The organism is Streptomyces sp. NPDC005811 (genome assembly GCF_040630405.1).
In the GTDB taxonomy this organism is placed as follows: domain Bacteria; phylum Actinomycetota; class Actinomycetes; order Streptomycetales; family Streptomycetaceae; genus Streptomyces.
Map to the genome: position 1 here is coordinate 52,434 of NZ_JBEXXK010000011.1, position 24,338 is coordinate 76,771.

General features: G+C 69.8%; 21 protein-coding genes and 1 pseudogene. 11 read left to right on the forward strand and 11 right to left on the reverse strand.

Translation table 11 applies throughout. The annotated features are described in order from the left end of the window. Window positions 1-29: 29 nt before the first annotated feature. Window positions 30-914: a DUF5134 domain-containing protein gene (locus ABZ490_RS13990; RefSeq protein ID WP_358989198.1), complete on the reverse strand. Its 885-nt coding sequence runs from the start codon at window positions 912-914 to the stop codon at window positions 30-32. A 223-nt stretch (window positions 915-1,137) separates the two neighbouring features. On the opposite strand from ABZ490_RS13990, the gene ABZ490_RS13995 reads away from it, so the two are divergent. Next, entirely contained in the window at window positions 1,138-1,605 is a 468-nt protein-coding gene (locus ABZ490_RS13995; protein ID WP_358988934.1) for a hypothetical protein, read from the forward strand. A gap of 74 nt (window positions 1,606-1,679) precedes the next feature. Next, window positions 1,680-3,275, forward strand: coding sequence for a multicopper oxidase family protein (locus tag ABZ490_RS14000; protein WP_358988936.1), 1,596 nt, complete (start codon window positions 1,680-1,682; stop codon window positions 3,273-3,275). Between the two features lie 432 nt (window positions 3,276-3,707). On the opposite strand, the gene ABZ490_RS14005 is transcribed toward ABZ490_RS14000, so the two are convergent. From ABZ490_RS14005 to ABZ490_RS14015, 3 genes are all read right to left on the reverse strand, one after another. Further along, window positions 3,708-4,835, reverse strand: coding sequence for a HoxN/HupN/NixA family nickel/cobalt transporter (locus ABZ490_RS14005; RefSeq protein WP_358988937.1), 1,128 nt, complete (start codon window positions 4,833-4,835; stop codon window positions 3,708-3,710). 275 nt (window positions 4,836-5,110) lie between these two features. Beyond that, the gene (locus tag ABZ490_RS14010) at window positions 5,111-6,028 is read right to left on the reverse strand and encodes a M56 family metallopeptidase (RefSeq protein ID WP_358988939.1); all 918 of its coding nucleotides are present in this window, start codon (window positions 6,026-6,028) and stop codon (window positions 5,111-5,113) included. Continuing rightward, window positions 6,025-6,399 (reverse strand): BlaI/MecI/CopY family transcriptional regulator, encoded by a 375-nt coding sequence (locus ABZ490_RS14015; protein WP_358988941.1) that lies wholly within the window; start codon window positions 6,397-6,399, stop codon window positions 6,025-6,027. Before ABZ490_RS14015 ends, ABZ490_RS14010 begins: the two co-directional genes overlap by 4 nt. 385 nt (window positions 6,400-6,784) lie before the next feature. On the opposite strand from ABZ490_RS14015, the gene ABZ490_RS14020 reads away from it, so the two are divergent. Continuing rightward, entirely contained in the window at window positions 6,785-6,928 is a 144-nt protein-coding gene (locus ABZ490_RS14020) for a hypothetical protein (RefSeq protein WP_358988943.1), read from the forward strand. Between the two features lie 203 nt (window positions 6,929-7,131). Here the strand turns inward: ABZ490_RS14020 and ABZ490_RS14025 are convergent, their stop codons facing one another. Continuing rightward, window positions 7,132-7,599, reverse strand: a complete 468-nt coding sequence (locus tag ABZ490_RS14025) for a hypothetical protein (RefSeq protein WP_358988945.1) — start codon at window positions 7,597-7,599, stop codon at window positions 7,132-7,134. Between the two features lie 656 nt (window positions 7,600-8,255). On the opposite strand from ABZ490_RS14025, the gene ABZ490_RS14030 reads away from it, so the two are divergent. From ABZ490_RS14030 to ABZ490_RS14045, 4 genes are all read left to right on the forward strand, one after another. After that, window positions 8,256-9,371 carry a PLP-dependent cysteine synthase family protein gene (locus tag ABZ490_RS14030; RefSeq protein ID WP_358988947.1) on the forward strand — a complete coding sequence of 372 codons (1,116 nt, stop codon included), beginning with the start codon at window positions 8,256-8,258 and terminating at the stop codon, window positions 9,369-9,371. After that, window positions 9,368-10,666: an MFS transporter gene (locus ABZ490_RS14035; RefSeq protein ID WP_358988949.1), complete on the forward strand. Its 1,299-nt coding sequence runs from the start codon at window positions 9,368-9,370 to the stop codon at window positions 10,664-10,666. The genes ABZ490_RS14030 and ABZ490_RS14035 overlap by 4 nt, the downstream gene beginning before the upstream one ends. 371 nt (window positions 10,667-11,037) lie before the next feature. Then, a complete protein-coding gene (locus ABZ490_RS14040) occupies window positions 11,038-11,415 on the forward strand; it encodes a hypothetical protein (RefSeq protein ID WP_358988951.1) in 378 nt (125 codons plus the stop codon). Between the two features lie 65 nt (window positions 11,416-11,480). Further along, on the forward strand, window positions 11,481-12,272 hold the full coding sequence (locus ABZ490_RS14045; RefSeq protein WP_358988953.1) for a hypothetical protein: 792 nt from the start codon (window positions 11,481-11,483) through the stop codon (window positions 12,270-12,272). 322 nt (window positions 12,273-12,594) lie between these two features. Here ABZ490_RS14045 and ABZ490_RS14050 read toward each other — a convergent pair whose 3' ends face one another. Further along, window positions 12,595-15,510: an AAA family ATPase gene (locus ABZ490_RS14050; protein ID WP_358988955.1), complete on the reverse strand. Its 2,916-nt coding sequence runs from the start codon at window positions 15,508-15,510 to the stop codon at window positions 12,595-12,597. 853 nt (window positions 15,511-16,363) lie between these two features. Here ABZ490_RS14050 and ABZ490_RS14055 point away from each other — a divergent pair. The 3 genes and pseudogenes from ABZ490_RS14055 (at window position 16,364) to ABZ490_RS14065 (ending at window position 20,069) form a co-directional block, all read left to right on the forward strand. Continuing rightward, window positions 16,364-17,899 carry a DUF4331 domain-containing protein gene (locus ABZ490_RS14055; protein ID WP_358988957.1) on the forward strand — a complete coding sequence of 512 codons (1,536 nt, stop codon included), beginning with the start codon at window positions 16,364-16,366 and terminating at the stop codon, window positions 17,897-17,899. Window positions 17,900-18,278: 379 nt separating this feature from the next. Next, window positions 18,279-19,481 (forward strand): annotated as a pseudogene (locus tag ABZ490_RS14060) (MFS transporter); the annotation flags it as partial. 150 nt (window positions 19,482-19,631) lie between these two features. Then, on the forward strand, window positions 19,632-20,069 hold the full coding sequence (locus ABZ490_RS14065) for a VOC family protein (RefSeq protein ID WP_358989200.1): 438 nt from the start codon (window positions 19,632-19,634) through the stop codon (window positions 20,067-20,069). A 39-nt stretch (window positions 20,070-20,108) separates the two neighbouring features. Here the strand turns inward: ABZ490_RS14065 and ABZ490_RS14070 are convergent, their stop codons facing one another. The 3 genes from ABZ490_RS14070 to ABZ490_RS14080 all read right to left on the reverse strand — a co-directional run bounded on the left by ABZ490_RS14070 (window position 20,109) and on the right by ABZ490_RS14080 (window position 22,413). Continuing rightward, on the reverse strand, window positions 20,109-20,999 hold the full coding sequence (locus tag ABZ490_RS14070) for an MBL fold metallo-hydrolase (protein ID WP_358988959.1): 891 nt from the start codon (window positions 20,997-20,999) through the stop codon (window positions 20,109-20,111). 105 nt (window positions 21,000-21,104) lie between these two features. Next, window positions 21,105-21,560 carry an SRPBCC family protein gene (locus ABZ490_RS14075; RefSeq protein ID WP_358988961.1) on the reverse strand — a complete coding sequence of 152 codons (456 nt, stop codon included), beginning with the start codon at window positions 21,558-21,560 and terminating at the stop codon, window positions 21,105-21,107. Between the two features lie 73 nt (window positions 21,561-21,633). After that, a complete protein-coding gene (locus ABZ490_RS14080) occupies window positions 21,634-22,413 on the reverse strand; it encodes an oxidoreductase (protein WP_358988963.1) in 780 nt (259 codons plus the stop codon). Window positions 22,414-22,498: 85 nt separating this feature from the next. Between ABZ490_RS14080 and ABZ490_RS14085 the strand changes: the two genes are divergently transcribed. After that, window positions 22,499-22,933 carry a MarR family transcriptional regulator gene (locus ABZ490_RS14085; protein ID WP_358989202.1) on the forward strand — a complete coding sequence of 145 codons (435 nt, stop codon included), beginning with the start codon at window positions 22,499-22,501 and terminating at the stop codon, window positions 22,931-22,933. A 195-nt stretch (window positions 22,934-23,128) separates the two neighbouring features. On the opposite strand, the gene ABZ490_RS14090 is transcribed toward ABZ490_RS14085, so the two are convergent. Both ABZ490_RS14090 and ABZ490_RS14095 read right to left on the reverse strand, forming a co-directional pair. Beyond that, window positions 23,129-23,683, reverse strand: coding sequence for a GNAT family N-acetyltransferase (locus tag ABZ490_RS14090; RefSeq protein WP_358988965.1), 555 nt, complete (start codon window positions 23,681-23,683; stop codon window positions 23,129-23,131). A 124-nt stretch (window positions 23,684-23,807) separates the two neighbouring features. Beyond that, window positions 23,808-24,299 carry a DUF2975 domain-containing protein gene (locus ABZ490_RS14095; RefSeq protein WP_358988967.1) on the reverse strand — a complete coding sequence of 164 codons (492 nt, stop codon included), beginning with the start codon at window positions 24,297-24,299 and terminating at the stop codon, window positions 23,808-23,810. Window positions 24,300-24,338 lie beyond the last annotated feature (39 nt).

Consider the following 24,338-nt stretch of genomic DNA (forward strand, 5'->3'; position numbering starts at 1 on the left):
GACATTTCACCCCCAGGCGTGTCCGGCTCTCACGCAACCATCATCAGCAGCATCGCGGACATGGTCCCGCCCATGCCGAGATGGGCGGCAAGGGCCGCGTCGGGAGCGGCTCCGAGCTTGCGGCGCCGGCCATGGCCCGACCGCTGCGCCATCCTGGTCCGGTCCCACACCGAGATCGTCAGTGACGCCAGGAAGACGAACACCGTGTCCGGCATCGCGAGCAGCCAGCGCCCCCAGCTGAATCGTGAGTCGGAGCTTCGTCCGGCCCGGTCGGTGCCCCGCACCCTCGCCCACACGGATGCGCCGATCGACAGCAGGAAGTACACGGCAAGCGCCACGAGCACGAACCGCCACACCGAGGACGAGCCGGTGTCGGCCGCGGCTTTCGTCATGCCGGGCATGTCCATCCCGCGCATGGAGCCCATCCCCTCCATGGACTCCATCCCCTCCATTCCACGCGTGGACTCCATGCCCGCCATCTGGTCGGAGGCCGTCGTGCTCGCCATGTTCTCCATCCCCGGCATGTGGGCCATGGACGAGCCGCCCAGGGCCAGCACCGGTCCGGATGACGTGCTCGTCATGGCGAGCGTCATGATCACCATGCCTGCGCTCCCGATGATGAGGTGCACCCAGTGGCGGCCGTGCTTCCACCCGTGCGTGCGGGTGCGCTTGACCGCCATCGCCACGCCGCCGAGTCCGAGCGTGCCGAACGCCACCGCCCACCAGATGCCGTAGCCCGCGTACCACGCGACTGTCGCGGGCAGTGTCATGGCGGCCATGCACAGGCCCATCAGTAGATCGCCCCCCGCCGCGAAGCGGTCCTCGCCGCTGGTGGTGGCGACCCGGACCGCGCTGACTGCGGCCACGAGGGCGGCGACTGACGCAATGGCCCAACTGAGCGCGAGAGTTCCCATCTTCACCTTCCCGAACGTCCGAGCACGCCCGATCCGCGCCGCGGACTCCGCCTGTCGCAGGGTGTGCCCTCTGGTGCGACGCGTGGGCGCCATCTCCTAGGGTCCTTAGTACGTTGCTGGGTCGGAGGCTGTTCAGGTGCGGGGAAAGAGAGCGGTCAGGTACCCCCAGGGGGTAAGATGCGGTACTCCGGTGATCGGCCACCACGGCACACGGATGGAGCTCATGGCGATACGACGGACAGCTCAGGGCGGCTCGGCCGTCCGGTGGGCGTACGGGGTGTTCCTCATCCTGTGCGTCGCGCTGGCCGTGCTCGTCCACCATGAGACGTCCGCGACGGGAGCCTCGTCGTCCATGCCCCGTGCCGCCCAGGCCGGCCCCATGATGCCGGGTTCGGTTCACGGCGGGCATGCCATGCCGGGGGCCCGTCAGGACACCGGCATGACGCCGGACGCCACAGCGCCGTCCATCTCGGACGCCGTCCCGGACAACGCCGCGATGGGCGGGTGCTGCATGCCCGGCATGCAGCACTGCTCGTCGGGGAGCCTCTCCTCCGTCCAGCTCGCCGTACCCGGTCATGGCGTGTTCGAGCCGCTGACCAGCCTCCGGTCGGCGGTGGCCGTGAGCGCACCTCGTGCCGCGGTCGGGCGGGCTCCGCCGGACCTGACCGTCCTCTCGCAACTGCGCATATAGCCGCGCCGGACGGCGCGCGATGTGCCGTCCCTTCGCGACCGCATCGGCAGTACGACACAGAGGACACCCACATCATGAACAGCATCAACCGCCGTTCCGTCCTGCTCGCAGGTCTCGGAGTCGCCGGGGCCGGCGCGCTCACCGCCTGTAGCGGGGGCTCCGGCAGCGGAAGCGCCCTCGTCGACCCGGCCGGGTCCGCGGTCGCCGCCACAGAGAAGAGGCGGACCAGCACCGGCCGACGGCAGAAGGTCACCCTGACAGCCGCATCCGCGATGATCGACCTGGGCGGCGGCATCATGCCGAAGACCTGGGCCTTCGACGGAAACGCCCCGGGCAGGGAGGTACGGCTCTCCGTCGGCGACACCCTGGTGGCCGAGCTGTCCAACCAGCTCCCCGGCAAGACGGCCACGTCGATTCACTGGCACGGCATCGCCCTGCGCAATGACATGGACGGAGTGCCGCCCGCCACCCAGACCGCCGTCCGGGCCGGTTCCACCTTCACCTACCGGTTCATCGCCGACGCCCCGGGCACGTACTTCTTCCACCCCCACGTCGGCGTCCAGCTCGATCGCGCCCTGTACGCCCCACTGATCGTCGAGGACCCCAAGGAGACCCTCGCCTACGACGACGAGTGGGTCGTCCTCCTCGACGACTGGGTCGACGGCGTCACCGGCACCCCCGACGAGGTCTTCGCCGAGCTCGAGCAGGGCATGGGCGGCATGGACGGCCACGACATGGGGGACATGGACATGGGCGGGATGGACATGGGCGGGATGGACATGGGGAGCGGCTCCACGTCCCCCTCCGCCTCATCGCCGGGCGGCATGTCGACGAAGTTCATTCTCATGGGCGCCGAGAGCGAGCTGCTCGGCGGAGACGCCGGCGACGTGAAATACCCGCATCACCTGATCAACGGCCGGATCGCGACCGACCCGGACGTGTACACCGGCAAGCCCGGCAAGAAGGTGCGCCTGCGCATCATCAACGCGGGCGGGGACACCGCCTACCGGGTCGCGCTCGGCGGCCACAGGCTGACCATCACCCACACCGACGGATTCCCGGTCCAGCACCAGGAGGTCGACGCCCTCCTGGTCGGCATGGGGGAGCGCTACGACGTCCTCGTCACCCTCGGCGACGGTGTCTACCCCCTCGTCGCCCTGGCCGAGGGCAAGGACGCGAACGGCCTCGCCCTGGTCCGCACGGGATCGGGAGGCAGGCCGTCCGCGACGGTCCGTCCGAAGGAACTCAACGGCATGATCATGACGGCGTCCCAGCTGCGCGCCGCGGCCGACGTGCGCCTGGAGTCCGCCAAGACCGACGTCACCCACCAGATCAAGCTGACCGGCGGCATGGACAAGTACAACTGGGCCATCAACGGCAAGCCGTTCGACATGGCGGACCCCGAGGCGAACCCCATCCTCATCGAGAAGGGCCGGCGTGTACGGCTCGACTTCGTGAACGACACCACCATGTGGCATCCGATGCACCTGCACGGCCACACGTACCAGATCGGCGACTCCGGGCCGCGCAAGGACACCGCGATCGTGCTTCCCAAGAAGAGGCTGTCCGTCTTCTTCGACGCCGACAACCCCGGCCAGTGGATGCTGCACTGCCACAACGCCTACCACGGCGAGGCCGGGATGATGGCGAACGTCGCCTACCAGGCCTGAGTGCCGCTCGTCGCCGTCCGGCGTCCGCGGCCTCTGCGCCCCGCGGCCGCCGGTCGGCCCGCCCAGGCCGGCTGGCCGATCATGTTCGGCACCCGATGAGCGGGCCGCTGCCTTGCCCAACTCTGCGGGCACGCCCAGCGCGTGGGAGGTCATCGGCGCCAATGGCCGCGAAGTCATCGCGGCGACAGCGGGCCACTCCGGACGGACGTACTGCTGCTGGCACGGCGATCAGGGGACAAGCGGCTGAGCGCGCTGGACGTACCTGCCGGCCCGTCTCGCGAACCCCGCCGAAGGGGTCGACTCCCGCCGTCCTCGTCGTCGGTAGTGCCGAAGCCGTCCTTGCGAAAAACGGTGCAGCACGGCGGTTCGGCGCTCATCAGGCCGAGGCCATCTGGAGTGGCTGCGGCTCACCAGCTCTCCCGTGCGAGTGGATCAGTCGCCCGCGACCTGTGGGGCGAGCGCCCACTTCTCCTCGATCCGGCCGTACCGCCAGATCAGGAGGGCGGCTGCCCAGGTGACGACGAACAGCAGGACGACGGCGTAGCCGACGCTGTTGAGGTCGATGCCCCCGACCCAGTCCCAGAAGGCGCCGTGCAGGGAGAGCTTCTCCGCTGCGATCGACAGGAGTTCGACCGTGCCGATGATCAGCGCGGCGGCGACCGACAGGCCGGTGATGGTGATGTTGTAGTAGACCTTGCGGACCGGGTTGGAGAAGGCCCAGGAGTACGCGAAGTTCATGAACGAGCCGTCGATCGTGTCCAGCAGGCTCATCCCGGCTGCGAACAGTACCGGCAGGCACAGGATCGCGTACCAGGGAATCCCGGCGCCTGCCGCGCCCGCCGCCAGGAACAGCAGCGAGACCTCGGTGGCCGTGTCGAAGCCGAGGCCGAACAGGAAGCCCAGTGGGTACATGTGCCAGGGCTTGCCCACGGCGCGGGTGGCCCGGCCGAGGATCCGGGTCATCACACCCCCGCCGGCGTTGAGCTGGGCCTCGAGGTCGGCCTCGGTGTGGCCGCCGGACCGCATCCGGCGGAAGACCTTCAGGATTCCCGCGAGGGCGACGAGGTTGAAGGCCGCGATGAGGTAGAGGAACACACCGGATACGGACGTACCGATGAAGCCCAGGGTCTGGTGCAGCGCGGAGCCGCCGTCCTGCACCGGCCCGGCGAGCGAGCGCACGCCGAGCGCGAAGAACAGGGCGAGCAGGAAGACGACCGAGGAGTGACCGAGCGAGAAGAAGAAGCCGACGGAGAGCGGGCGCTGGCCGTCGGCGATGAGCTTGCGGGTGGTGTTGTCGATCGCGGCGATGTGGTCCGCGTCGAAGGCGTGCCGCATGCCCAGCACGTACGCGGTGACGCCGAGGCCGACCCCGAAAGCGCCTTGCCCTCCGCCCAGGTCGAAATGCTGCGGCACCACGACCAGCAGCAGCGTGCCCCAGCCGATGACGTGCAGAGCGAGGATCGCCGCTGCGAGGCCGCCCGCCCGGGCCCATTCGCGGGGTGTGAGGGCTCCCCGTATCCGCCGGACAAGGCCGGGCTTCGGCTGGGAGGCAACGGTCATGGTGGTGTCCTTGATCGGGGTCGTGCTCGATGTCGTGATCCATCCTCCCCGGCATTCGATACTCAGGTGCAAAAGGATTGCAATAACTTCCGGCATGCTGCTGTCGGGGAGGCGGAGGTCCGGAACGGACAGAGGAATTGAGGTGTTCCGTGGATTCGAGGCTGCCGCTGTACTGCGGGAGCCGTGGCTCAGTGCCGCCTCTTGGCAAGGTGGCAGTGCCAGTTGCCATGCCTCGCCCGCCCGGTTCTCTGCGGCACGCAGGGGCACGGATCCGGTCAGCCGAGGCCGGGCGGGCAGGCGACGAGCAGCGGAAGCAGAGGAGCGGCCATGGCCAGGGCGGCCATGGCCCCCCACAGAGCGGGATGCGGAGCCGCGGGCGGACCGAGCACTCGCTTCAGACGGATGAGCACCGACTGCCCGCCGGCGGCCAGGGCGCCCTTCGGGGCGCGGGCCGCCGCCATTTCGTACATGGCCGTGGCGAGCACGTCGCGGGAGTGACGGCGCAACGCCCGGTCGTCGGCGATCATCTCCACCAGCAGCGCCGTCTGCTCCCGGAGGTGGCGGGCGAGCGGCAACCGGCGGAAGACCGAATGGAACGCCTCCGCAGCGGCCAGGGCAAGGTGGTGACGGCCCGAGATATGGGCCTGCTCGTGTTCCAGCACAGCGCTGAGCTGCTCGGGCGTCAACCGACGCACGGCCGCCTCACTGATCACGACCCGGGGTCCGCGGCCGGGCAGGCAGTACACGGTGGGGACGTCGTAGGGAAGGACGGTGGCGCACAGGCGGGTCGAGTGACGCCCCACCAGATCGACAGCCGCCCGGTGCCGAGTGCGCGCCCGGCGGGCCCGTAGGAGATGGAAGGCGAAGCTTGCGACGACGGCGACCCCGAGGACGGCGGGGACGCCGACGGCCAGGCGGTCGGCGGTGTCGGGGTCGGGGTCGGGCCGACGAGCGCCCTCGTCCAACCCGCACGTGTGCAGCAGTCCGACCAGCCCCGCGTGCAGGTGCTCGGTCGGCATCGCCAGACTTGCCGCAGTGAGCGCGATCGCGAGGGAGAACGAGACCGCCAGGGCATGCCACACCACCGCCGCCAGGGCGGGAGCCCGGTGTGGCCAGCTGCTGCGCAGCAGCAGACCCGGGGCGACGAACCCCACCGCTGCCGTGTATCCGACCAGGGCGGGTGCCGGGTTCACCGATTCGCCCTGGCCTGCCGGCTCACGTTCCGCAGGGCCTTGCGCAGGGCGGCGACCTCGTCGGCGGACATGTTCTCGACGAAGTGGACCAGCGCGGCCGGCCGGTCCTGGCTCGCTCCCAAACCGTCCTCCATGAGCGCGGCGGCGTACGCCTCCCGGCTGCGGACCGGGGTGTACAGCCAGGCCCGGCTCTGCTTGGCGCGCAGCAGCCAGCCTTTGGTGTACAGGATGTTGGTCACCGTCATCACGGTGGTGTAGGCGACGGGGCGAGTCTCGTTGATGTCGTCGACTATCTCGCGCACCGTCGCCGGACGCTGCCAGCTCCAGAGCCGGTCCATGATCTCGGCCTCAAGATCCCCCAGCCGCCGCATGGCCCCGACTCCCTTTCGCCGCCGAATACGCAGGCCCATAGTAGACGGCCGGCCACTGACTCCTCCGACCCGCCACCGACGGCTCATCCGGCCGCACACTGCGTCGCGGTCCCTCGTGCTGCTCGTGTGCGCTCCGCTGCTGGGCCTGCTCGGGATGCACGGCCTCAGTCCCGTTCCGGGGGCAGTCTCCGCGGCATCGGGGCACGACCGCCACCCGCCAGAGGCCCGGAGCCACAGGCGAGAACGGCGAGCGGCCCTACGAGGGTGCCGGTGGACTTCCTTTCCCACAGCGAGTTCTCCGTCGAACAGACCGCGATCATCGGCTCGGACCTGCGGATGGTCGAGACCGTGCTCGGGCTGTTCTGGCCGGAGCCGGCTCCGGAGCTTGCCACGCCCCCTCACCGGCGGCCGTCGCGATTTCGCGCCCCGAAGCCAGATCGTCGCCTCCCGCTACTACGTCGTCGCCGACGCCGAAGTCGCCGAAGTCGCCAAGAACCTCCTGATCGAACTCGGTTGGCGTGACGGATGAATCGCGATTGCGATTGCCCCGAGCCCGGAGGTCGGCCGAGGCGTGGAACGGGCCAGGTGCACACCGTACGATGGCGCCGCTCCCTCGAATGGCTTGTTCACGCGCTGTCCCCGGCAGACAGTCGCGCGGACTGCCCCGCCCGGGTCTACGATCACGGTGTGATCACGGCCCGCACTCCCTCCCACGCGCAGAGGATCCGCTCATCAGCGGCTCTGTGGCGTGTGCTGAGTCTGGGCCTTCTCCTGCTCGGTGTGCTGTACCTGCACGCCGGCAGCCCCGAGGACACGGTGAGTCACCTCACCGCCGGTGCAGACACCCCGTCGATCGGCGTTCACTTTGAGCCCAATGCCGGGCGGGAAAGCTTTGCTTGCGCCATGCCGGCGCAACGCGTGGGCGAGGGCCTTGAGGGCCATGCCGGGCACGGACAGCATCACGCCGGTGCCGATTGCGTGCTGGGACAGCCCCCACAGGGCCCCGTTGTAGCCCTGCCCTGTGTATCGCCGCTGGCCCCGGAGAACAGCGCGGAAGTGCCGGGTTCCTTGCAGATGCGTCGTGCCGTGCCAGGAGACTGCGCTGCGCCCATAACTCTCACGGCGGAAGCTGCGGTGCTTCGTATCTAGGTCAGAGCCTTCCGATCCGTCGGCACGTCTTCGTGCCGGTTCCCGGATCACGGCGTCTGACCTCCTGCGCACGGCCTCCACGGGATGGCGCGGGGACGGTCGACGGCTTGAGCCCTCACCCCCCCACCTGATCCTTGCTTCTGCCGAGAACTTTCCGGCAAAGGCAGTGACCGTCATGCGGAGGACCCGTGCCGCCCACTCCTGCCCGTGCCTCAGCCGCACGTCTGCTTCGGACGAGCCACCTCGTTCGGGGCACGCTGTACGCCCTTCTCTTGGTGCTGCTGGTCTGCCCGGGCGATCGACCCCATCCGGCGGAGCAGCCGCATGATCGCTCGACCGCCGGGTCGAGGGCGGTTCCGTGGCATGGAGAGCACTCGGGCGCCGGATTCCTCGCCGCCTCCGAGTCCGACGACTGTCACGTTTCCCGCCTCGGTCCGGCGGTCGTCTCCCCGTCGTCCGTCCGGATCGTGCAAGACACAGCCACACCGGTGTCGCTGACGGATGCCACAAGGATCCCCGAGGAAACGCTCCCTGACAGGGCCCGAACACGGCTTCCCGGCGGCGGCCGGTCCGCTCTCGCTGTCACCTGCCGCCGGCGCATATAGACGCCCCTTCGCGGGTCTGCCCGACCGATCCGCCGCGCGCCAGGCCCGGCCACGCGCGAGATGAGCGTCCGTACGCGTCACACACGAACGAGAGCGAAGACCATGTACTCCCTTGCCAGCAGTGACTTCATCCCTGCCGGTGCGACGGCCCTCCCGGGGCTCGTCGGCAACACCCCCGTGCTGCGCGTCTCCCAGCCCTTCACCCCGGCCGACCGCGGCTTCTGGGCCAAGCTGGAAGGCTTCAACCCCGGCGGAATCAAGGACCGCCCCGCCCTGCACATGGTGGAACGGGCCCGATCCCGCGGTGAGTTGCAGCCCGGGCACCCGATCGTCGAGTCCACCAGCGGCACCCTGGGCCTCGGCCTGGCGCTCGCCGGGATGGTCTACGGCCACCCCGTCGTCCTCGTCACCGACCCCGGCCTCGAACCGTCGATGAAGCGGTTGCTCACCGCCTACGGCGCCACCGTCGACATGGTGCCCGAACCGCACCCCACCGGAGGCTGGCAGCAGGCACGCCGAGACCGCGTCGCCGAACGGCTCACGGAAGACCCCGGAGCCTGGTGCCCCGACCAGTACGGCAACCCCGACAACGTCGCCGCCTACACCCCTCTCGCCCATGAACTCGCCTCGGAACTGGGCCACATCGACGTACTCGTGTGCAGCGTCGGCACCGGAGGCCACTCGGCCGGCATCTCCCGCGTGCTCCGCCAACTGCACCCCGAGATGCGGCTGGTGGGCGTGGACACCATCGGCTCGACCATCTTCGGCCAGCCCGCCCGGCCCCGCCTCATGCGTGGCCTCGGCTCCAGCATCCATCCGCGCAACGTCGCCTACGAGCACTTCAGCGAGGTCCACTGGGTGGCCCCGGCCGAATCCGTCTGGGCCTGCCGCCAGTTGGCCGCCTCACACTACGCAACCGGCGGCTGGAGCGTCGGCGCGGTCGCACTGGTGGCCGGCTGGCTGGCTCGTACCACCTCCCGGAGCACCCGCATCGCAGCGGTTTTCCCGGACGGACCACAGCGGTACCTGGAAACCGTCTACGACGACCAGTTCTGCGCCGAGCACGGACTGCTCGGTGTGACCCCGTCGGCTGAACCGGACGTCATCGGCAGTCCGGGGGAGAAAGAAGTGTCCCGCTGGACCCGCTGCACGACGGTGAGCGACCCCCTGGCGCGGACGGCCGGAACGACCGCTGGGGAAGGCGGCGGCGAGAAGTGAAAGCCACGCTCACCCAGATCCGCTCGTACGAGCGGAGCGTCCAACTGCTCCTGTTGAACCAGTTCACGATCAACCTCGGCTTCTACATGCTGATGCCGTACCTGGCCCAGCACCTCTCCGGGACCCTCGGCCTGGCCGGCTGGCTGGTCGGACTCGTCCTGGGCGTGCGGAACTTCAGCCAGCAGGGCATGTTCCTCATCGGCGGCACACTCGCCGACCGGCTCGGCTACAAGCCCCTGATCGTCGCGGGCTGTGTGCTGCGCACCGTGGGCTTCGCGGCCCTCGGCCTCGTCGACTCGGTCCCGGGACTGCTGGCGGCCTCGGCGGCCACAGGCTTCGCGGGAGCCTTGTTCAACCCGGCCGTCCGGGCCTACCTCGCGGCCGACGCGGGGGAGCGCCGAGTGGAGGCCTTCGCCCTGTTCAACGTCTTCTACCAGGCGGGGATCCTCCTCGGCCCGTTGGTGGGGATGGTGCTGACCGGCGTCGATTTCAGGGTCACCTGCCTCGTGGCGGCCACGATCTTCGCGCTGCTCAGCGTCGTGCAGATCCGGGCGCTCCCGGCCCGCCGCTCGGAGCAGGCCGCGGAGACGGCCGCCGCCACGAGCCAGAGCGTGCTGTCGCAGTGGCGGGGCGTGGTGCGCAACCGTGCCTTCCTGCTCTTCGCCACCGCCATGATCGGCTCGTACGTCCTGTCCTTCCAGGTCTATCTGGCGCTTCCCCTGGAGGTACGACGACTGGGCGGCGAGGGGGAGTCCGGGACAGCGGCGGTCGCGCTGCTGTTCGCCGCCTCCGGGCTGGCCACGATCCTCGGACAGACGCGGGTGACCGCGTGGTGCAAGCGGCGTCTGGCCCCCGGACAGGCCCTGACCTGGGGGCTGCTGAGCATGGGCCTCGCGTTCCTGCCGCTCCTCGCGGCCACCGCCGTACCCGTGCCTGACGCGGGACCGGGACGGTGGCTGCTCGCCGCCGTGCCACCCACCCTGGCCGCGCTGCTCCTGGCACTGGGCACGATGATCGCGTACCCCTTCGAGATGGACACCATCGTCCGCCTCTCCGGCAATCGGCTCGTCGCCACCCACTACGGGCTCTACAACACCATCTGCGGTGTCGGCATCACCGTGGGCAACCTGCTCACCGGAGCGGCACTGGACGCAGCGCGGTCGGCCGGTATGTCCGCGCTGCCCTGGCTGACACTGCTCGTGCTCGGCGTGGCGTGCGCAGGTTCCCTCTTCGGGCTGCACCGCACCGGCCGTCTGACGCAGACGGCCGCTGCCCCCGAGCCCGCGGTGACCTGACCGGACCGACTCGGGACAGGGGTGAGCCGGCATCACGTCGGCTCACCCCTTGGCCTCGCCCCCACTGCCCGGCGATCGCGGGGCTACGGTGTGTGGGTGCAGGGGAGGATCCATCGGCGGCCGTCCGTGTGAGCGCACGGCAGTACTGCGACGGTCCTTGCCATGAGTGTCGGCCATCGTCGATGACACCGGGCGGGTGTGAGAGCCCTTGCCGAAGTGATCCGCGACAGCCCGGCACCTGCCACCTTCGACCGTCGTCCGGCGGGACCGCGACGGCGGATACGTACGTGGAGTCTGTATTTCTACCGACGTGCCCCTGACACCTGTGCCGTTTCCTTGCGTTCATGACGACAGCGGGCGGGAAAGCGCAGATGCCGAGGAATGTCAGGCTGGCGCTGGTGGGGGTATGGGTCCAGGCCGTACTGAACCTGGCGGCCGGCGCCGTGTTGCTGGCCGTGGTGAGCGACGCGGCGGACCACGGCCGGGACGAGGGGGTCGGGCTGCTCCGGTTCGTGGCGGTGTTGTCGCTGCTGATCGCGGGGGCGCTCCTGCTGTGCGGCGTTCTCGCGGGCAAGCGGTTGAACGGGATACGTGTCACGGTCATCGTCATCGAGGCGCTGGGCCTGCTGATCGGTGTGCTGGGCCTGCTCCAGGGAGGCGGCGTCTCGGTCCTCCCGGGCATCGCCCTCGCCCTCGTCGTGCTGCGGGGCTTCAGCTCCGCGGAGGCCAGGAACTGGTTCGCCCAGTGAGGTACGTACCGAGGCGCGTACCCGGGCCGAGACATTCCGCCGGGCATGGCGTCACGGCCCTCGCCGTGGCCGTTCTGTTCACCGGGGGTTGTTCGAGCGCCCAGGGCGCCTCCCCTTACGGGGATCCGTCCGGGAGCGCCACGGGCGGGTCCGATTCGCCGAGCCCTTCGCCGACCCCGTCTCTCGCACCCCCGTATCCGACCGAGGCGTCCGGCTGCCACGACAACACGGCGTGGACGGCCGAGGAGTCCGGGGACTGGGTTCGGCGCTTCATCGACACGCCCAAGGAGAACTACGAGGGCGACGGGGTGAAGGTGGTCAGTCTGCCGGGGTACAACGGCCCGCTCTGCCGGAAGATCACCGTGCAGGTCGAGTTCTGGAAGCTGGTGTACGGCGTCGCGAACAGCCCCGACGGCGATCGGCTCGCGGACGGGACGCGACCCGACTACTACTTCGACATCCGCCGGGTGAAACGCACCGAACTCCACGTGGACGCGAGCGCCGAGCGGAAGATCGCTCTGCCCGCGTCCCTCTACGCGACGGACCGCAGCCCCTGCGAGGGCGCCCTCGTCTCGGTCACCGTCGGCAAGCCGCTGATGAGCAAGGAACTGCCCAAGGAGGTCGAGGTCGGCGGCGGCAAGGACCTCTGGGGTCGCGCCACGGTGGACTTCCGGTCGCAGCGGGTCGCCGACCACGAACTGTCCGAGCCCTCCGCACCGCAGGTGTGCAGCCCGGACGGCAAGCCCACCGCCGACCCCGCCGACCTCCCCACACCGGGCTACGAGCCGACGGACCTCTACCCGACACCCGACCACAGCTTCGACCTCGACGACATTTTCGGCTCTCCCACGCCCTGAGCCCCTTCCGCGGGGTCCACGCGTGCAGCGACCGTCCTCTCGATGCTCGTTCTTCCGGGGGCCGCCCAGGCAGCGGAGCACCCCGGGGCGGCGACGGATCTCACGGATACAGCTACCCCTGCAGGAGGCGTGCCGCCGAGCTGACCGCCGACGCCTCCCCGGAGCCGGTGCGGTTGCAGTTCCGCAAGAAGGGCAGCAGCACCTACACCACCCTCAATACGGTCAAGACCAGCAGCACGGGCACCCTGAGCACCACCACCAAGGCCGGCTCCGACGGCTCCTACCGCTTCGTCTTCGTCCTCGCCGGCAGCCTCTGCCACGCTCAGTCCTGCTCCATGCGGGCGTCCCCGAAACGGCTCCCGGTGCGGCGGCGGGCCATCAGCGTGGCCAGGGCGGTACGCGAGGAGACCCCCGTCTTGCGGAAGATGCGGGAGACATGGGTCTCGACGGTACGCCGGCTGACGTAGAGCCGGTCCGCGACGGCCTGGCTGGTGAGCCCCTGCGCCACCAGTTCGGCTATCTCCCGCTCCCGGGCGGTCAGGTTTGCCAGCCGCTCGGCGAGTTCGGCGCGGTCCGGAGAATCGTACGGAGCCCCGGATCCGCCACCGCGCGGACGGGTGGCGTCGGCGAGGCTCACCAGCATCCCGCTGCCGCCCGCCTCGGCGAGCCGGCGCCCCCTGAGCCAGGCGTGCGTGCCGCCCGGGCCACGGCCCGCCGCCGCTTCCAGCGGGGCGCCGAGCAGCAGGGAGTGGGCCTCCCAGAAGACCGCTCCGCAGCGGGCGCTCTCCGCCGCGGCCTCCGCGAACAGGTCCGCCGCCGCTGCCATGTCCCCCTGCGCCAGCGGCAGATGGGCGGTGCTGCGCAGCGCGGACGCCCGCTGCATCGGCAGCCCCAGTTGTTCCGCCTCCTTACGCGCCCGCTCGGCCCAGCCGCGGGCCTCCTCGGGTCTGCCCGTCACCAGTGCGGACGTGACCAGGATCTCCAGGTACAGCGGTCGCATCGAGGGCTGGATCCGCTGCAGTTCGGGGCCGCCCGCCCGGAGCATCGCGTCCCGGGCGCGGACCGGATCGCCGGCCATCAGCGCGGCCCAGCCGAAGATGCACCAGGCCGTGGAAGCCCACCAGTCGACCCCGGTACCGGCGGCGGCCACCGCCTCCTCGGCGACGGCGAGGGCGCGCGGATCACCCGGCGGGCAGCCGGCGACGAGCGCCGCGGCCTTGCTCGCCAGCACGAACGCGAGCAACTGGTCGCTGCCGATCCCGCGGGCGATGTCCTCGGCCTGGTCGGCGAGTTCCAGCGCCGAGGAGATCCGGCAGGTCTGGACCCGGACATGGGACAGGCACAGCAGCAGATGGGGCACGACATAGAGCTGGCCGCTGCGGCGCGCGATGTCGAGGCCGCGCTCCGCGTGCCGCTCCGCGTCCGGGTAGTGCTCCAGGAACGCCTCCGCCCAGCTGAGCCGGGCCAGTGGTTCGCACAGCGCGGTGAGGTCGTTGTCGGGCAGGGAGTCGACCAGGGTGGTGGCCTGCCGGGCGAGTCCGTGCGCCGCGCTCATGTTGCCCTCGTACGCCTCTCCCAGGGCGGCGACGGCGAGGACGCCCGCCTCCCCGACCTCGTCCCCCGTGGAGCGGGCCGCCGCGAGCGCGGCCTCGACCTCGGTGCGCACCCGCGCGTACGAGGTGTCGCTGTCCTGGGGCGCCGCCGAGCCGAGCTCCAGGCCGAGCCGGACGACGTCGGCCGGTGCGGGCCCGCGGGCCAGCTCGCGGCGCAACAGCGCGACAGCCTCGGTGCAGTGCCCCAGATGACGCTCCACCAGCGCACACAGGACGACCGCGCGCACTCTGAGGCTCCGGTCCTCGCCGGCGGTCGGGCCACCGGGTGGCTGCCCCGGGGTGGCGATCAGCTCCTGCAGCAGGTCGCGGCTCTCCCGCAGGCCACCGCACGCGGCCAGGGCGCGAGCCCGCCTCAGGATCAACTCACGCCGCCGGGAGTCGTGTTCGGGAGCGTGCGGAAGGTGGCGGAGTGCCACATCGAGCCAGTGGGCGCTGCTTGCCGGGGCCGTTCGGGCGGTTCGTGCGGCAGCCTCGTCGAGCACGGCCACCGCTGCCGGGTCCCAGGCGGTCAGCGACTTCTCCACATGGTGGGCCCGCTCTGCGGCGGAGGCGCCCGCGCGGAACAGTTCCTGCGCGGCGAGCCGGTGGATCTCGACGCGCCTCAAGAAGGGCGTGCTCTCGTGGACGAGGGTTCGCACGACCGGATGCCGCAGGGTCAGCAGGCCCTGCGGGGCGGAGCGCAGCAGGTCGCGGCGAGTGAGAGCGTGGACGTCAGCGGTGAACGCGGTACCGGAACGGCCGGTCACCCGGCTCACCATCGCCGGGGTGGCGTGCTCGCCCAGTACGGCCACGGCCTCGGCGATGCCGCGTTGGGAGGAGTTGAGCACGGTCAGTTCGTCCAGCAGCAGGGCGCCGAGCCCGGGCGGCGCCGAGGGCTCGGGCGACGTACCCTCGCGGTGGGCCTGAAGGAGGGTCAGGAAGTAGAACGGGTTGCCCTCGCTCGTGGCGTACAACGCGGCCGTCTCGGCGGGCGGCAGGCCGGGGCCCGCCAGTTCGGCGCAGTCGCGTGCGCTCAGCGGTCTCAGGCCGAGTCTGACGACCGTGCCGGTGTCGAGTCCTCGGGTGAGCCTGGCGGCGAGGGACTCGGGGCTCTGGCGGTCACGGCGTGTCACGGCCAGCACGACGGGGGCGTGCACGGGATGGCGTACGAGATGGTCCAGCAGCTCCAGTGACGCCGAGTCGGCCCAGTGCAGGTCGTCGAGAGCCAGCAGCAGCCCGGACGGGGCGGCGAGCCGGGTGAGCAGGACGGCCGTGGACCGGTGCAGTCCGAAACGGTCGACCGCGCCGCTTCGCCGAAGGAGGGGCGCCACCGCGTCAGTCTCCTGCAAGCCGTCCAGGGTGTGCGGGTCGAGGTGGGCGAGCGCGTCGGTGAACACCTGGAACGGCACCTGCCGCTCGTACTCCGTGGCTCTGCCGCGCAGGACCGTCATTCCGCGCCGACGCGCCCGTGCGCAGACCTCGCCGAGCAGTCGGCTCTTGCCGATACCGGCCTCACCGGTGATGTCGACGAGCCGGGAACGGCCGCTGTCAGGGAACTCCTCGCCTCGCGCCGTGCCGCGCGCGTCGACTGCCGCACGGTCGAGCAGCGCGTCGAACCGGGCCAGTTCGACGGAGCGGCCCAGCAACCGAGTTCCGTTCCCGTAGTCCCCAACTTCCGCGTCGGCGCGCACAGTTACCCCCGTTTCTTCACAGTCCCCCCACGCACCATTCTCTCCTGGTGATCGTCAGGACCGCCACGTCGGCGAAACCGGAGATCGCGTCTGTCGTCTGTCGGCCGTCGGGCTCATCGGGCGGCTGGCGGCGGCGGTCACGCAGGCGCGGTGCGCGGCCGTGCCGACCCGGGCGGGGCAGGCGCTGCCAGAGGTGAAAGCTGTCGTTGACCTGCACCGTTGATGGAGCGCCTTCGGTGATTCCCCGCAAGGTTGACGAGCGAGCCGTCCCGGCACACGACCTCGACCCCGGCGTGCTCACCGAGCCAGTCGGCCGGATCGGCGGTGTCACGGCCTTCCCCACCAGGATCGGCAGCCTGGTGCCGCCATGGCCCGCAGGGGCCATGCTCATCGGCAACAGCGTCACGGGTACGGGCCCCGACGACCAGCGTGGCGGGCCGCGATCAGCAGGTCGTCACCCATCCAGAGGCGACGCGGCACGTCCAGGGAGTCGTCTGCGGATGGCGCGACTCGCGCCTGACGCCCGCCGGTGTCCGCGCAGCGGCCTCCATCGCCCGCGCCCACTCAGGGGCCGTATCCCGGACGGCGCCGAGACGAAGGCGGAGTGGGCGCGACGCATCTACGCGGCGATGGACGGGATCCTGGAGCGTCCGCCATGTCATCGGTGAAGGCGAGACGCCAGGGGGAGTCGATACCTATCGACAGATCAACTGATAGATCCGGCAGATCAGTCAATATTCACCAATCCTCAGAGGTGGCTGTTCCGAATCCTCGGGTGTCAGGGAAGTCGGCATGGAGGACGGACGGTATGACACCTATCTCCAGGAGCGGCGCGGGGCACAGGGGCCTCGCGACCCTCATAGCGGGTGCACTGGCCGCGGGGGGACTCGCAGCAGCCGGCGTGGCCACACTGGGACCGGGGGCGGCATCCGCCTCCAGTCACCGGGAGGCTCCGCTGATCTCGGGGCAGCCCCGGTACGACAACACGGACGTGTACGCCTTCGTCAGTCCGGACAGTCCGGAGACGACGACGATCATCGCGAACTGGATCCCGTTCGAGGATCCGGCGGGCGGCCCGAACTTCTACACGTTCGCGGACGACGCCCAGTACGACATCCACATCGACAACAATGGTGACGCTCAGGGTGAACTGCTGCTGCGCTACACCTTCAGGACGCACACGAAGTCCAAGAAGACCTTCCTCTACAACACGGGCCCGGTCACCGGCCTGGACGACCCGGACCTGAACGTCACGCAGACCTACGACATCGAGCTGTTCAAGTTGCACAACCAGCAGGTCGTGTCGAGGACGAAGCTCGCCGACGACATGCCGGTGGCTCCGTCGAACGTCGGCAAGGCGTCGATGCCGGACTACGGCACCCTGCGCAGGCAGGCCGTCCGTAAGCTCGCCGACGGCGCCCGGACGTTCGCGGGCCAGGCGGACGACCCCTTCTTCCTCGACCTGCGCGTGTTCGATCTGCTGTACGGCGGGGACCTCTCCGAGGTCGGCAACGACACCCTCAAGGGCTACAACGTCAACTCGGTCGCCCTGCAACTGCCCACCGACATGATCACCGAGTCGAAGAGCCAGCCGGTCGTCGGCATCTGGTCGACCACCCAGCGAAGGAACGCCCAGGGCTCCTACGAGCAGGTCTCACGTCTGGGCAACCCGCTGGTCAACGAGGTCGTCAATCCGCTGAAGGACAAGGACAAGTTCAACGCGTCCTCGCCCTGGAACGACGGTCAGTTCCTGAAGAACGTCACCAACCCGGAACTTCCGAGGCTCATCGAGACCGTCTACAAGATCAAGGCGCCCGCGGAACCACGCAATGATCTCCTCGATGTCTTCCTCAAAGGCGTCAAGGGCCTCAACCAGCCGCCGAACGTGCGACCGGCGGAGATGCTGCGCCTGAACACCTCGATCAAGCCGGCCGCCACGCCGAAACGGCTCGGTGTGCTCGACGGCGACCAGGCGGGCTTCCCGAATGGGCGCCGGCTCACCGATGACGTCGTGGACATCGCACTGCAGGTCGTCGAGGGGGAGCTGGTCGGTTCCAAGAACGACCTGGGTGACGCGGTCGACGTCAACGACCAGAGGTTCGGCGACTCCTTCCCCTATCTGGCCGAGCCCGTGCCGGGTTCGCGAGGCCCGCTCGCGAAGGGCACGACCGGTGGCCATGACGTTCTCAACCAGGTGAGCGACGCCCTGCAGCCGGCCGACTCCGCCGACGGCACGCGCAACACCGTCCTGATCGCCGCGTCGGCGGCCACGGGCGTGGTGGGGATCCTGCTGATCGGCGCGGCTCTGGCGTGGTGGCGTCGGCGCATGCCGGGGCGGAACTGAGCGGCACGACGAGAACGCCGACTCGTCGTCGGTCAGACCTGTGCGCTCCCCGACCCGCGAAGCAGGCGGCCTTCCCCCTCGGGCTCGCCCTTGGACGGAAGGCCGCCGACAGCGCTGTCGCGCCGAGTCGACGGAGTCTGCGGCACGGGGTCCTCCGGCGTCCGCTCGGAGAGGGTCCCCGCCGCGCCCAGCGCGAAGGTGAGGATCCGGGTCTCCTCGGGTGGTCAGGACGACGCGGGGCGTGCTGGTGCTGGGGGCCCGCCTGGTGTGAAGATCGTTGGTCGGCGGGCGATGTCTGGGCGACGTAGGGACTGGAGGTTCCGGTCGGCGGCTTGGGCCCGACACCAGTGATCACCGGAGCCATCGGGGAGCCCGCAGTATGACCGGCAGCACGGAGGTCCTCAGCGGGTCGGCTGTGGTCGACCAGGCATCACGGCGGGTCGCGCGCCCGTTCTACGTCTACGCGGTGCTCACCAACACGCTGTTCCAGCGCGGTGTATTCGTGCTGTTCCTCCAGGAGCGAGGCTTCTCCGCCGGGCAAGTGGCCCTGCTCCAGACGCTGCTCTACCTGGTCAGCGGACTTGCGGAGTTACCGACGGGAGTCATCGCCGACCGTATCGGCAGGCGTGCCGCTCTCGTGATCGGTCAGGTGCTGATAGCCGGCTGTCTGCTCGGTCAGGTGGCGTCCTCCACCTACTGGGTGTTCCTGGCGCTGTTCATCGGGCAGGGCGTGGGCATGGCGTGTGTGTCCGGAGCGGACACCGCCCTCCTGTACGACCTGCTCGTGCGGCGTGGCGCAACGGCCGGCTACGTCAAGATCAAGTCCCGGTTCACCATGCTCGGGACGGTCACGTCGGGAGCCGCCATCGTCCTCGGCGGCCAACTTCAGCGGATTTCCTGGGGAGCCGTCTACGTCGGCTCGGCGGCGTGCCTCGCCCTGGCCGTGGCCGTGCTGATGTCACGGGTGCCCGAGATCCGCGGCGCCGACGCGGTGGACGAGCAGGACGGAGCGGGGGAGGGGCACGGCGACGCCACGCCATGGCGGGCGATGCTTCGGGTCGCCACGCCGACGCTCGTGACGCTTGTCGTGGTGTCCGGATTGATGCACGCGACGTTGACGCCGTACATCATTTTCACGCAGAAGACCCTCTCCGATCAGGGAGCCGGCACCGCACTGGTCAGTGTGGTCATATCCGCGGGATTCTTCGCCGGCGGGCTCACTTCACTGCTGTCGGACCGAGCGGACCGACGCATCGGGTACCGGGTCATGGTCCCGGTGTCTCTCCTGACACTCGCCGCTGCACTCGGTCTCAGCGGTCTCGGCCTTGTCTGGGTCACCCTCGCCGCGTTCCTGGCCCTGGTCGGGATTCCCGAGATCACCGCCGTGATCGTGGACAACGTGTTCAACGAGGCCGTGCCGTCACGCCACCGGGCGAGCCTGCTGTCGATGATCACCTTCGTGGAGTCGGCGCTCATCGGCACCGGCTATCTCGTCCTCGGCGCGCTCATGGACGGGCTGGGCTCCAGTGTGGGCATGGCGACCTACGCGGCGGTCCCCCTGCTGGCATGTCTCCTGTGGCTCGGGCGAGCCGCTGCTCGGCGACGCGGCCGGCGGAGCGCACTGTCTCGCAGGGACGGCAATCCGTGGGCAGGCCGCAGGGGATGCGCGAGGCGGCGGCAGGAGGTGTCGGAGGCGGGCGGTACAGTCCGTTCCTCCGACGGGGGAGGGCTCATGGCGACCAAGTGGAGCTTGACGATCGACTGCGCGTTCCCGGCAGAACTGGCCGCGTTCTGGGCGCTGGCGTTGGGCTACGCGGAGAAGCCCGCGCCCGCAGGGTTCGGGAGCTGGGAGGAGTGGCTTCGTCATCATGAGGTTCCGGAGGACGAGTGGGATGACGGGGCGTACCTCTCGGATCCGGACGGCGCCGGCCCCGCCCTGTCCTTCTTGAAGGTGCCGGAGCCGAAGGTGGTGAAGAACCGGCTGCACCTCGACGTCCAGGTCGGTGGCGGTCGTGAAACACCGTGGGAGGTGCGCTGGCCGCGCGTGGTCGAGGCGGTGGAGCGGTTGGTCGCTGCCGGCGCGACCGTGGTCCGCGAGGAGGAGTTGCAGGGCAGGCCGGATCACGTGGTGATGGCAGACCCGGAAGGCAACGAGTTCTGTCTGGTCTGACGGGCCTGTTTCTTCCGGATGCTGCCGCTGGAGTCCTGCCTACTCCTGATGGCCCAGCCTGACCGTCATGTTCGGGTGGCGCTCGCTGAGCGCCTTCAGGGCGAGCAGGCTCTTGATGCTGGCTGCGCGCTCCTGCATGTACGTTCCGGGCTCGACGCCGTTGTCCCAGCCCCAGCGCGTGTGGCTGACGTCACCGGTCATGAGCACCGGACCCGTTGCGGTGCGGGCGAGGTAGGAGACGTGTCCCGTGGTGTGCCCCGGGGTCAGGATCGCGAAGAACGAGCCGTCGCCGAACACGTCGTTGACACCTTCGAGCCTTCCGCCCGGGTCCTTCGTGAACTGGAGTTCCTCGAGCGGCGGGCGTCCGGCCAGGAGGTGGTTGTTCGTCCCCTGGGCGAACAGGTTCAGGAAGAGCGATGCCTCCGCCTCGTCGGCGCCGGTGTAGAGGGGGACGTCCTTGGGGACGTCCGGGAGGCCGGAGACGTGATCGAGGTGGAGATGGGTCATGAAGACGCCGTTCAGGGGGACTCCCTCCGCTTCGATGATCTCCGCGGTGCTCTGCTGAGGGCGCATCTTCTCGATGCCCCCGAATTTCCTCAGCATCATTCCGACTCCCACGCCGACGGGGTCCTCCAGCAGCCGCCGCGAGACACCGGTGTCGACGAGGAAGAAACCCCGCGTGGGGTGCCGCACGACGTGGGCGTAGATCTTGATGGGCTCCTTGTGTTCGGTGATCCCCGCGGCAACGGCCTTCGGGTGCTTGATGTTGAGCAGTCCCGTGATGGGCGCCTCCCAGTCCGCGCCGATCGTCTCGACCTCGACCGGCCCCGGCTCGTCGATCACGGACTCCATGGCCGCCGCGCTGATCGGCGCGCCGATCCGGGCGGGCTTCGCTTCGTGGGTCGTTGCCTTGAAGGTGAGCATCTTCATGGTTGACTCCTTCTCCTTGATCGCTGATCGCTGATGACTGACAACTGGTGTGGACCGTCGAGTACGGCGTGAGGGCGGGGCCCTGCTCCAGCCGACGTACCGCTGCTAACCGGCGCGCTGCTCGCGGGCGTAGGCGTCGAGGCGGGCCAGTTCCTTGCCGTAGATGCGGTGCAGCCTGCGCGGCGCGATGATCCGCTCGACGAAGCCGGCGACGCCGCTCTCGCCGTCGAAGCCGGAGGTGATGTTCACCAGCGTCTGCGCGCCTTGCGGGGTCACGGTGAACGTCGTGACGAGGCCGGAGCTGTTGGTGTCGGTCTGGACCAGGGTTCGGCCCGGCTCCGGCTCGGTGACCTTCATCCGGAGTTCCCGGACGCCCCCAGCGAAGTCGATCTTGAATCGGATGACGCTGCCTGCGCCCACGCCGCCCTCCTCGACGTGGAAGTCGTAGAAGGGGGGCGGCAGGAACCGGGAGTGAAGCTGCATGTCCGTCAGGTACCGGTAGACCTCGTCGGCGGGAGCGTCAATGGTGCGCTCGGCGGACGCGGAGACGACGTGAGCCATGGGTCTGGCCTCCGTGGTTGGGGGTTGAGGTGTTGGATTCTGCGACCCCGCCGCGGCGGGGTCGGCAGCTGGTTCAGACCGTCTTGACGGTGCCGCCGTCGATGACGTAGTCGGCGCCGGTGATGTTGCCGGCCACGTCGGACAGCAGGAATGCGACCAGGGCCGCGACCTCCGCGGCCTCGCTCATGCGGCCGGTCGTGATGTTCTGGGACTTCGCGATCTGCTGGACGAAGTCGGCGAGGCCGACCCCTGCCGCCGCGGCCAGCTGGGCGACCGGGCCGTCGGGGTCCTCGTAGACGGTGGTGCGGACCAGGCCGGGGGAGACGGTGTTCACGCGCACGCCCTGGGGGCCGAACTCCTCGGCCAGGGACTTGCCGAGCGCGGTGACCGCTGCCTTGACGGCGCTGTAGCTGGCCGGAACCCCGGTCGGCAGCCGGGCGACGGTGGAGGAGATGTTCACGATCGCCCCGCGACGCTCGATCAGGCTGGGCAGGGCCGCGCGCGTGGCGCGGACGGTGGCGAGCACGTTGATGTCGAACATGCGGGTCCACTGGGTGTCGCCGGCGTCGAGGAAGCCCATGACCGCCTCGTCCCCGCCGCCCACGTTGTTCACCAGCAGGTCGATGCCGCCCAGTTCGACCAGAGCGGTGTCGATGACGGTGGCGACGCCTTCCGCGGTGCTCAGGTCCGCCGACACGGCGTGGGCGCCGGTTTCCTTCAGCTCGGGCGTGATGGTGCGCGCGGCGCCGACGACGCGGACACCTTCGTCGATCAGGGTCCGGACGGTGGCCAGACCGATGCCCCGGCCGGCACCGGTGACGACGGCGGTCCTGCCCGTGAGGTTGAGGTTCATGAGGCCCCTCCAATGCATATGGCTTGAATGCTTCAAATCATATCTATCATGGGTTGAAGCAGTTTGGTAGTCTGGGGTCATGGCGATGACACAGGAGCAGGCGGAAGCTCAGTGGGAGCTGGGCAAGCTGGTGCACGACCTGGACATGCAGAGCAGTGCGCGCATGCGTGAATGGGTGTCCGGGCTCGGTCTGACCGTCGCGCAGGCCTCGGCCCTGCGCGAGATGATCGCTCCGATGACCATGCGTGAGCTGGCCGGGCGGATGAGCTGCGAACCGTCCAATGCCACCGTCGTGATCGACAAGCTGGAGACCCTGCGGCTGATAGAGCGCCGTCCCCACCCCACCGACCGCCGCGCCAAGCAGCTCGTCCTGACCCCGGAGGGCACCGGGCTGCGGGAACGGCTGCTGACGGTCCTGACCGAGGAACCCCTGTTCACCGGCCTGACCCAGGACGAGCAGGACGCGCTGGAGGGCCTGCTCAAGCGGGCTCTCTCCCGCGCCGAGAGCCTCCAGGCCTGACAGCGGCGGACGGTCGAGGCCCCTCCATCGCGGACGGACCCGCGACCTGCGCCGGAGCCGGAGACGTCGGGCCGGTTCCAGCGCCTGACTCACCCCTCCGGGTGCCCGAGCGCGCTGTCCGGCCGGGAATGCGGGCAGGCCGGGACGCCCTCAGTGAGTGCGCCCAGGGCCGTCGCCGCTCGATCAGCCGGCGGTTCAGCCTCGGGCTGGGGCGATGGTGAGGTTGACGACCCAGCGGTGGGGCGAGATCGGCCGAGTCCGGGTGAAACCGTAGTCCTCGAAGACGGCCATCGGGCCGGTGTGCAGGAACGATCCCGACACCGAACGGTCGTCGGTCTCCTCGGGGTAGCCTTCGACCGTGCCGCCCCCCTTGCGGGCGATCTCGGTCAGTGCCCCGCCGAGCGCAGCATGAGCGACACCGCGCCTACGCAGGCCCTTCCCGGTGAAGAAGCAGGTGATGCGCCAGTCCGGCAGCACCACGAGGTCCTTCTCGTACGTCCGCTTGCTCTTGATCTCCGGCAGCTCGGTCGGCGAGCCGAACTGGCACCAGCCCAGGCAGTCGTCGCCCTCGAAGACGAGGGCGGAACGGGTCCGCCCCTCACGGACTCGCTGCTCCTTCTCGGCCCGGTTCTGCTGGGAGGTGCGCCCCTTCCCGACCTTGACATGAAAGCCCATGCACCAGCAGCCGCCCCACACGCCGTTGTTCGCCTCGATCAGTCGGGCGAACGCCGGCCAGGTGTCCGTGTCCAACGGTCGGACGGCGAAAGGGTGAGCGGTTGCCTCGCCTGCTGCGGTGTTGCTCACGGACGTCTCCCCGGCGGTCGTATCGCGGCCTGCGATCCAACAGGCTCTCGACGGTGATCGGCTATCGGCTTCAGATCACCTCGTCCAGCTCGGCCTGCATCTGCACTGCTTCGCCGTCGCGGGCGACGGCCTGTGCGAGCAGCATGCGCAGCACGAGCACGATGAGCGCGACCCCCAGGATGGCCAGGCCGATCCCGCCCATGATGACGGTGACGCCCGGGTCGTCCCGCTGGCCCGGCGCGTTGACGGCCGTGACCGCGAACCATACGAGGGCGGCCGCCACGATGGCGCCGATCACGCCGTCCACGTACCGGAAGGCGGACGGGGAGAACACGGTTCCGCGTCGCACCATCGTCACCAGCCGCCATACGCAGATCAGGGCGACCTGGGCCGACACCATGCCAAGGATCGTGAACAGGCGCAACGCCGTCAGCGGGAGCGTTCCGTCCTCCGGGTCGTTCCCGCTGACCAATGTCCACACCATCAACGCCTGCACGAACACGGTGCCGGCGAGCACCACCACGAGTACCGCGCGCAGCGCACGCACAGTCAGCTTTCCCATGACCAGTCCTTCTATCGAATCACGATGGAAAACTATCGA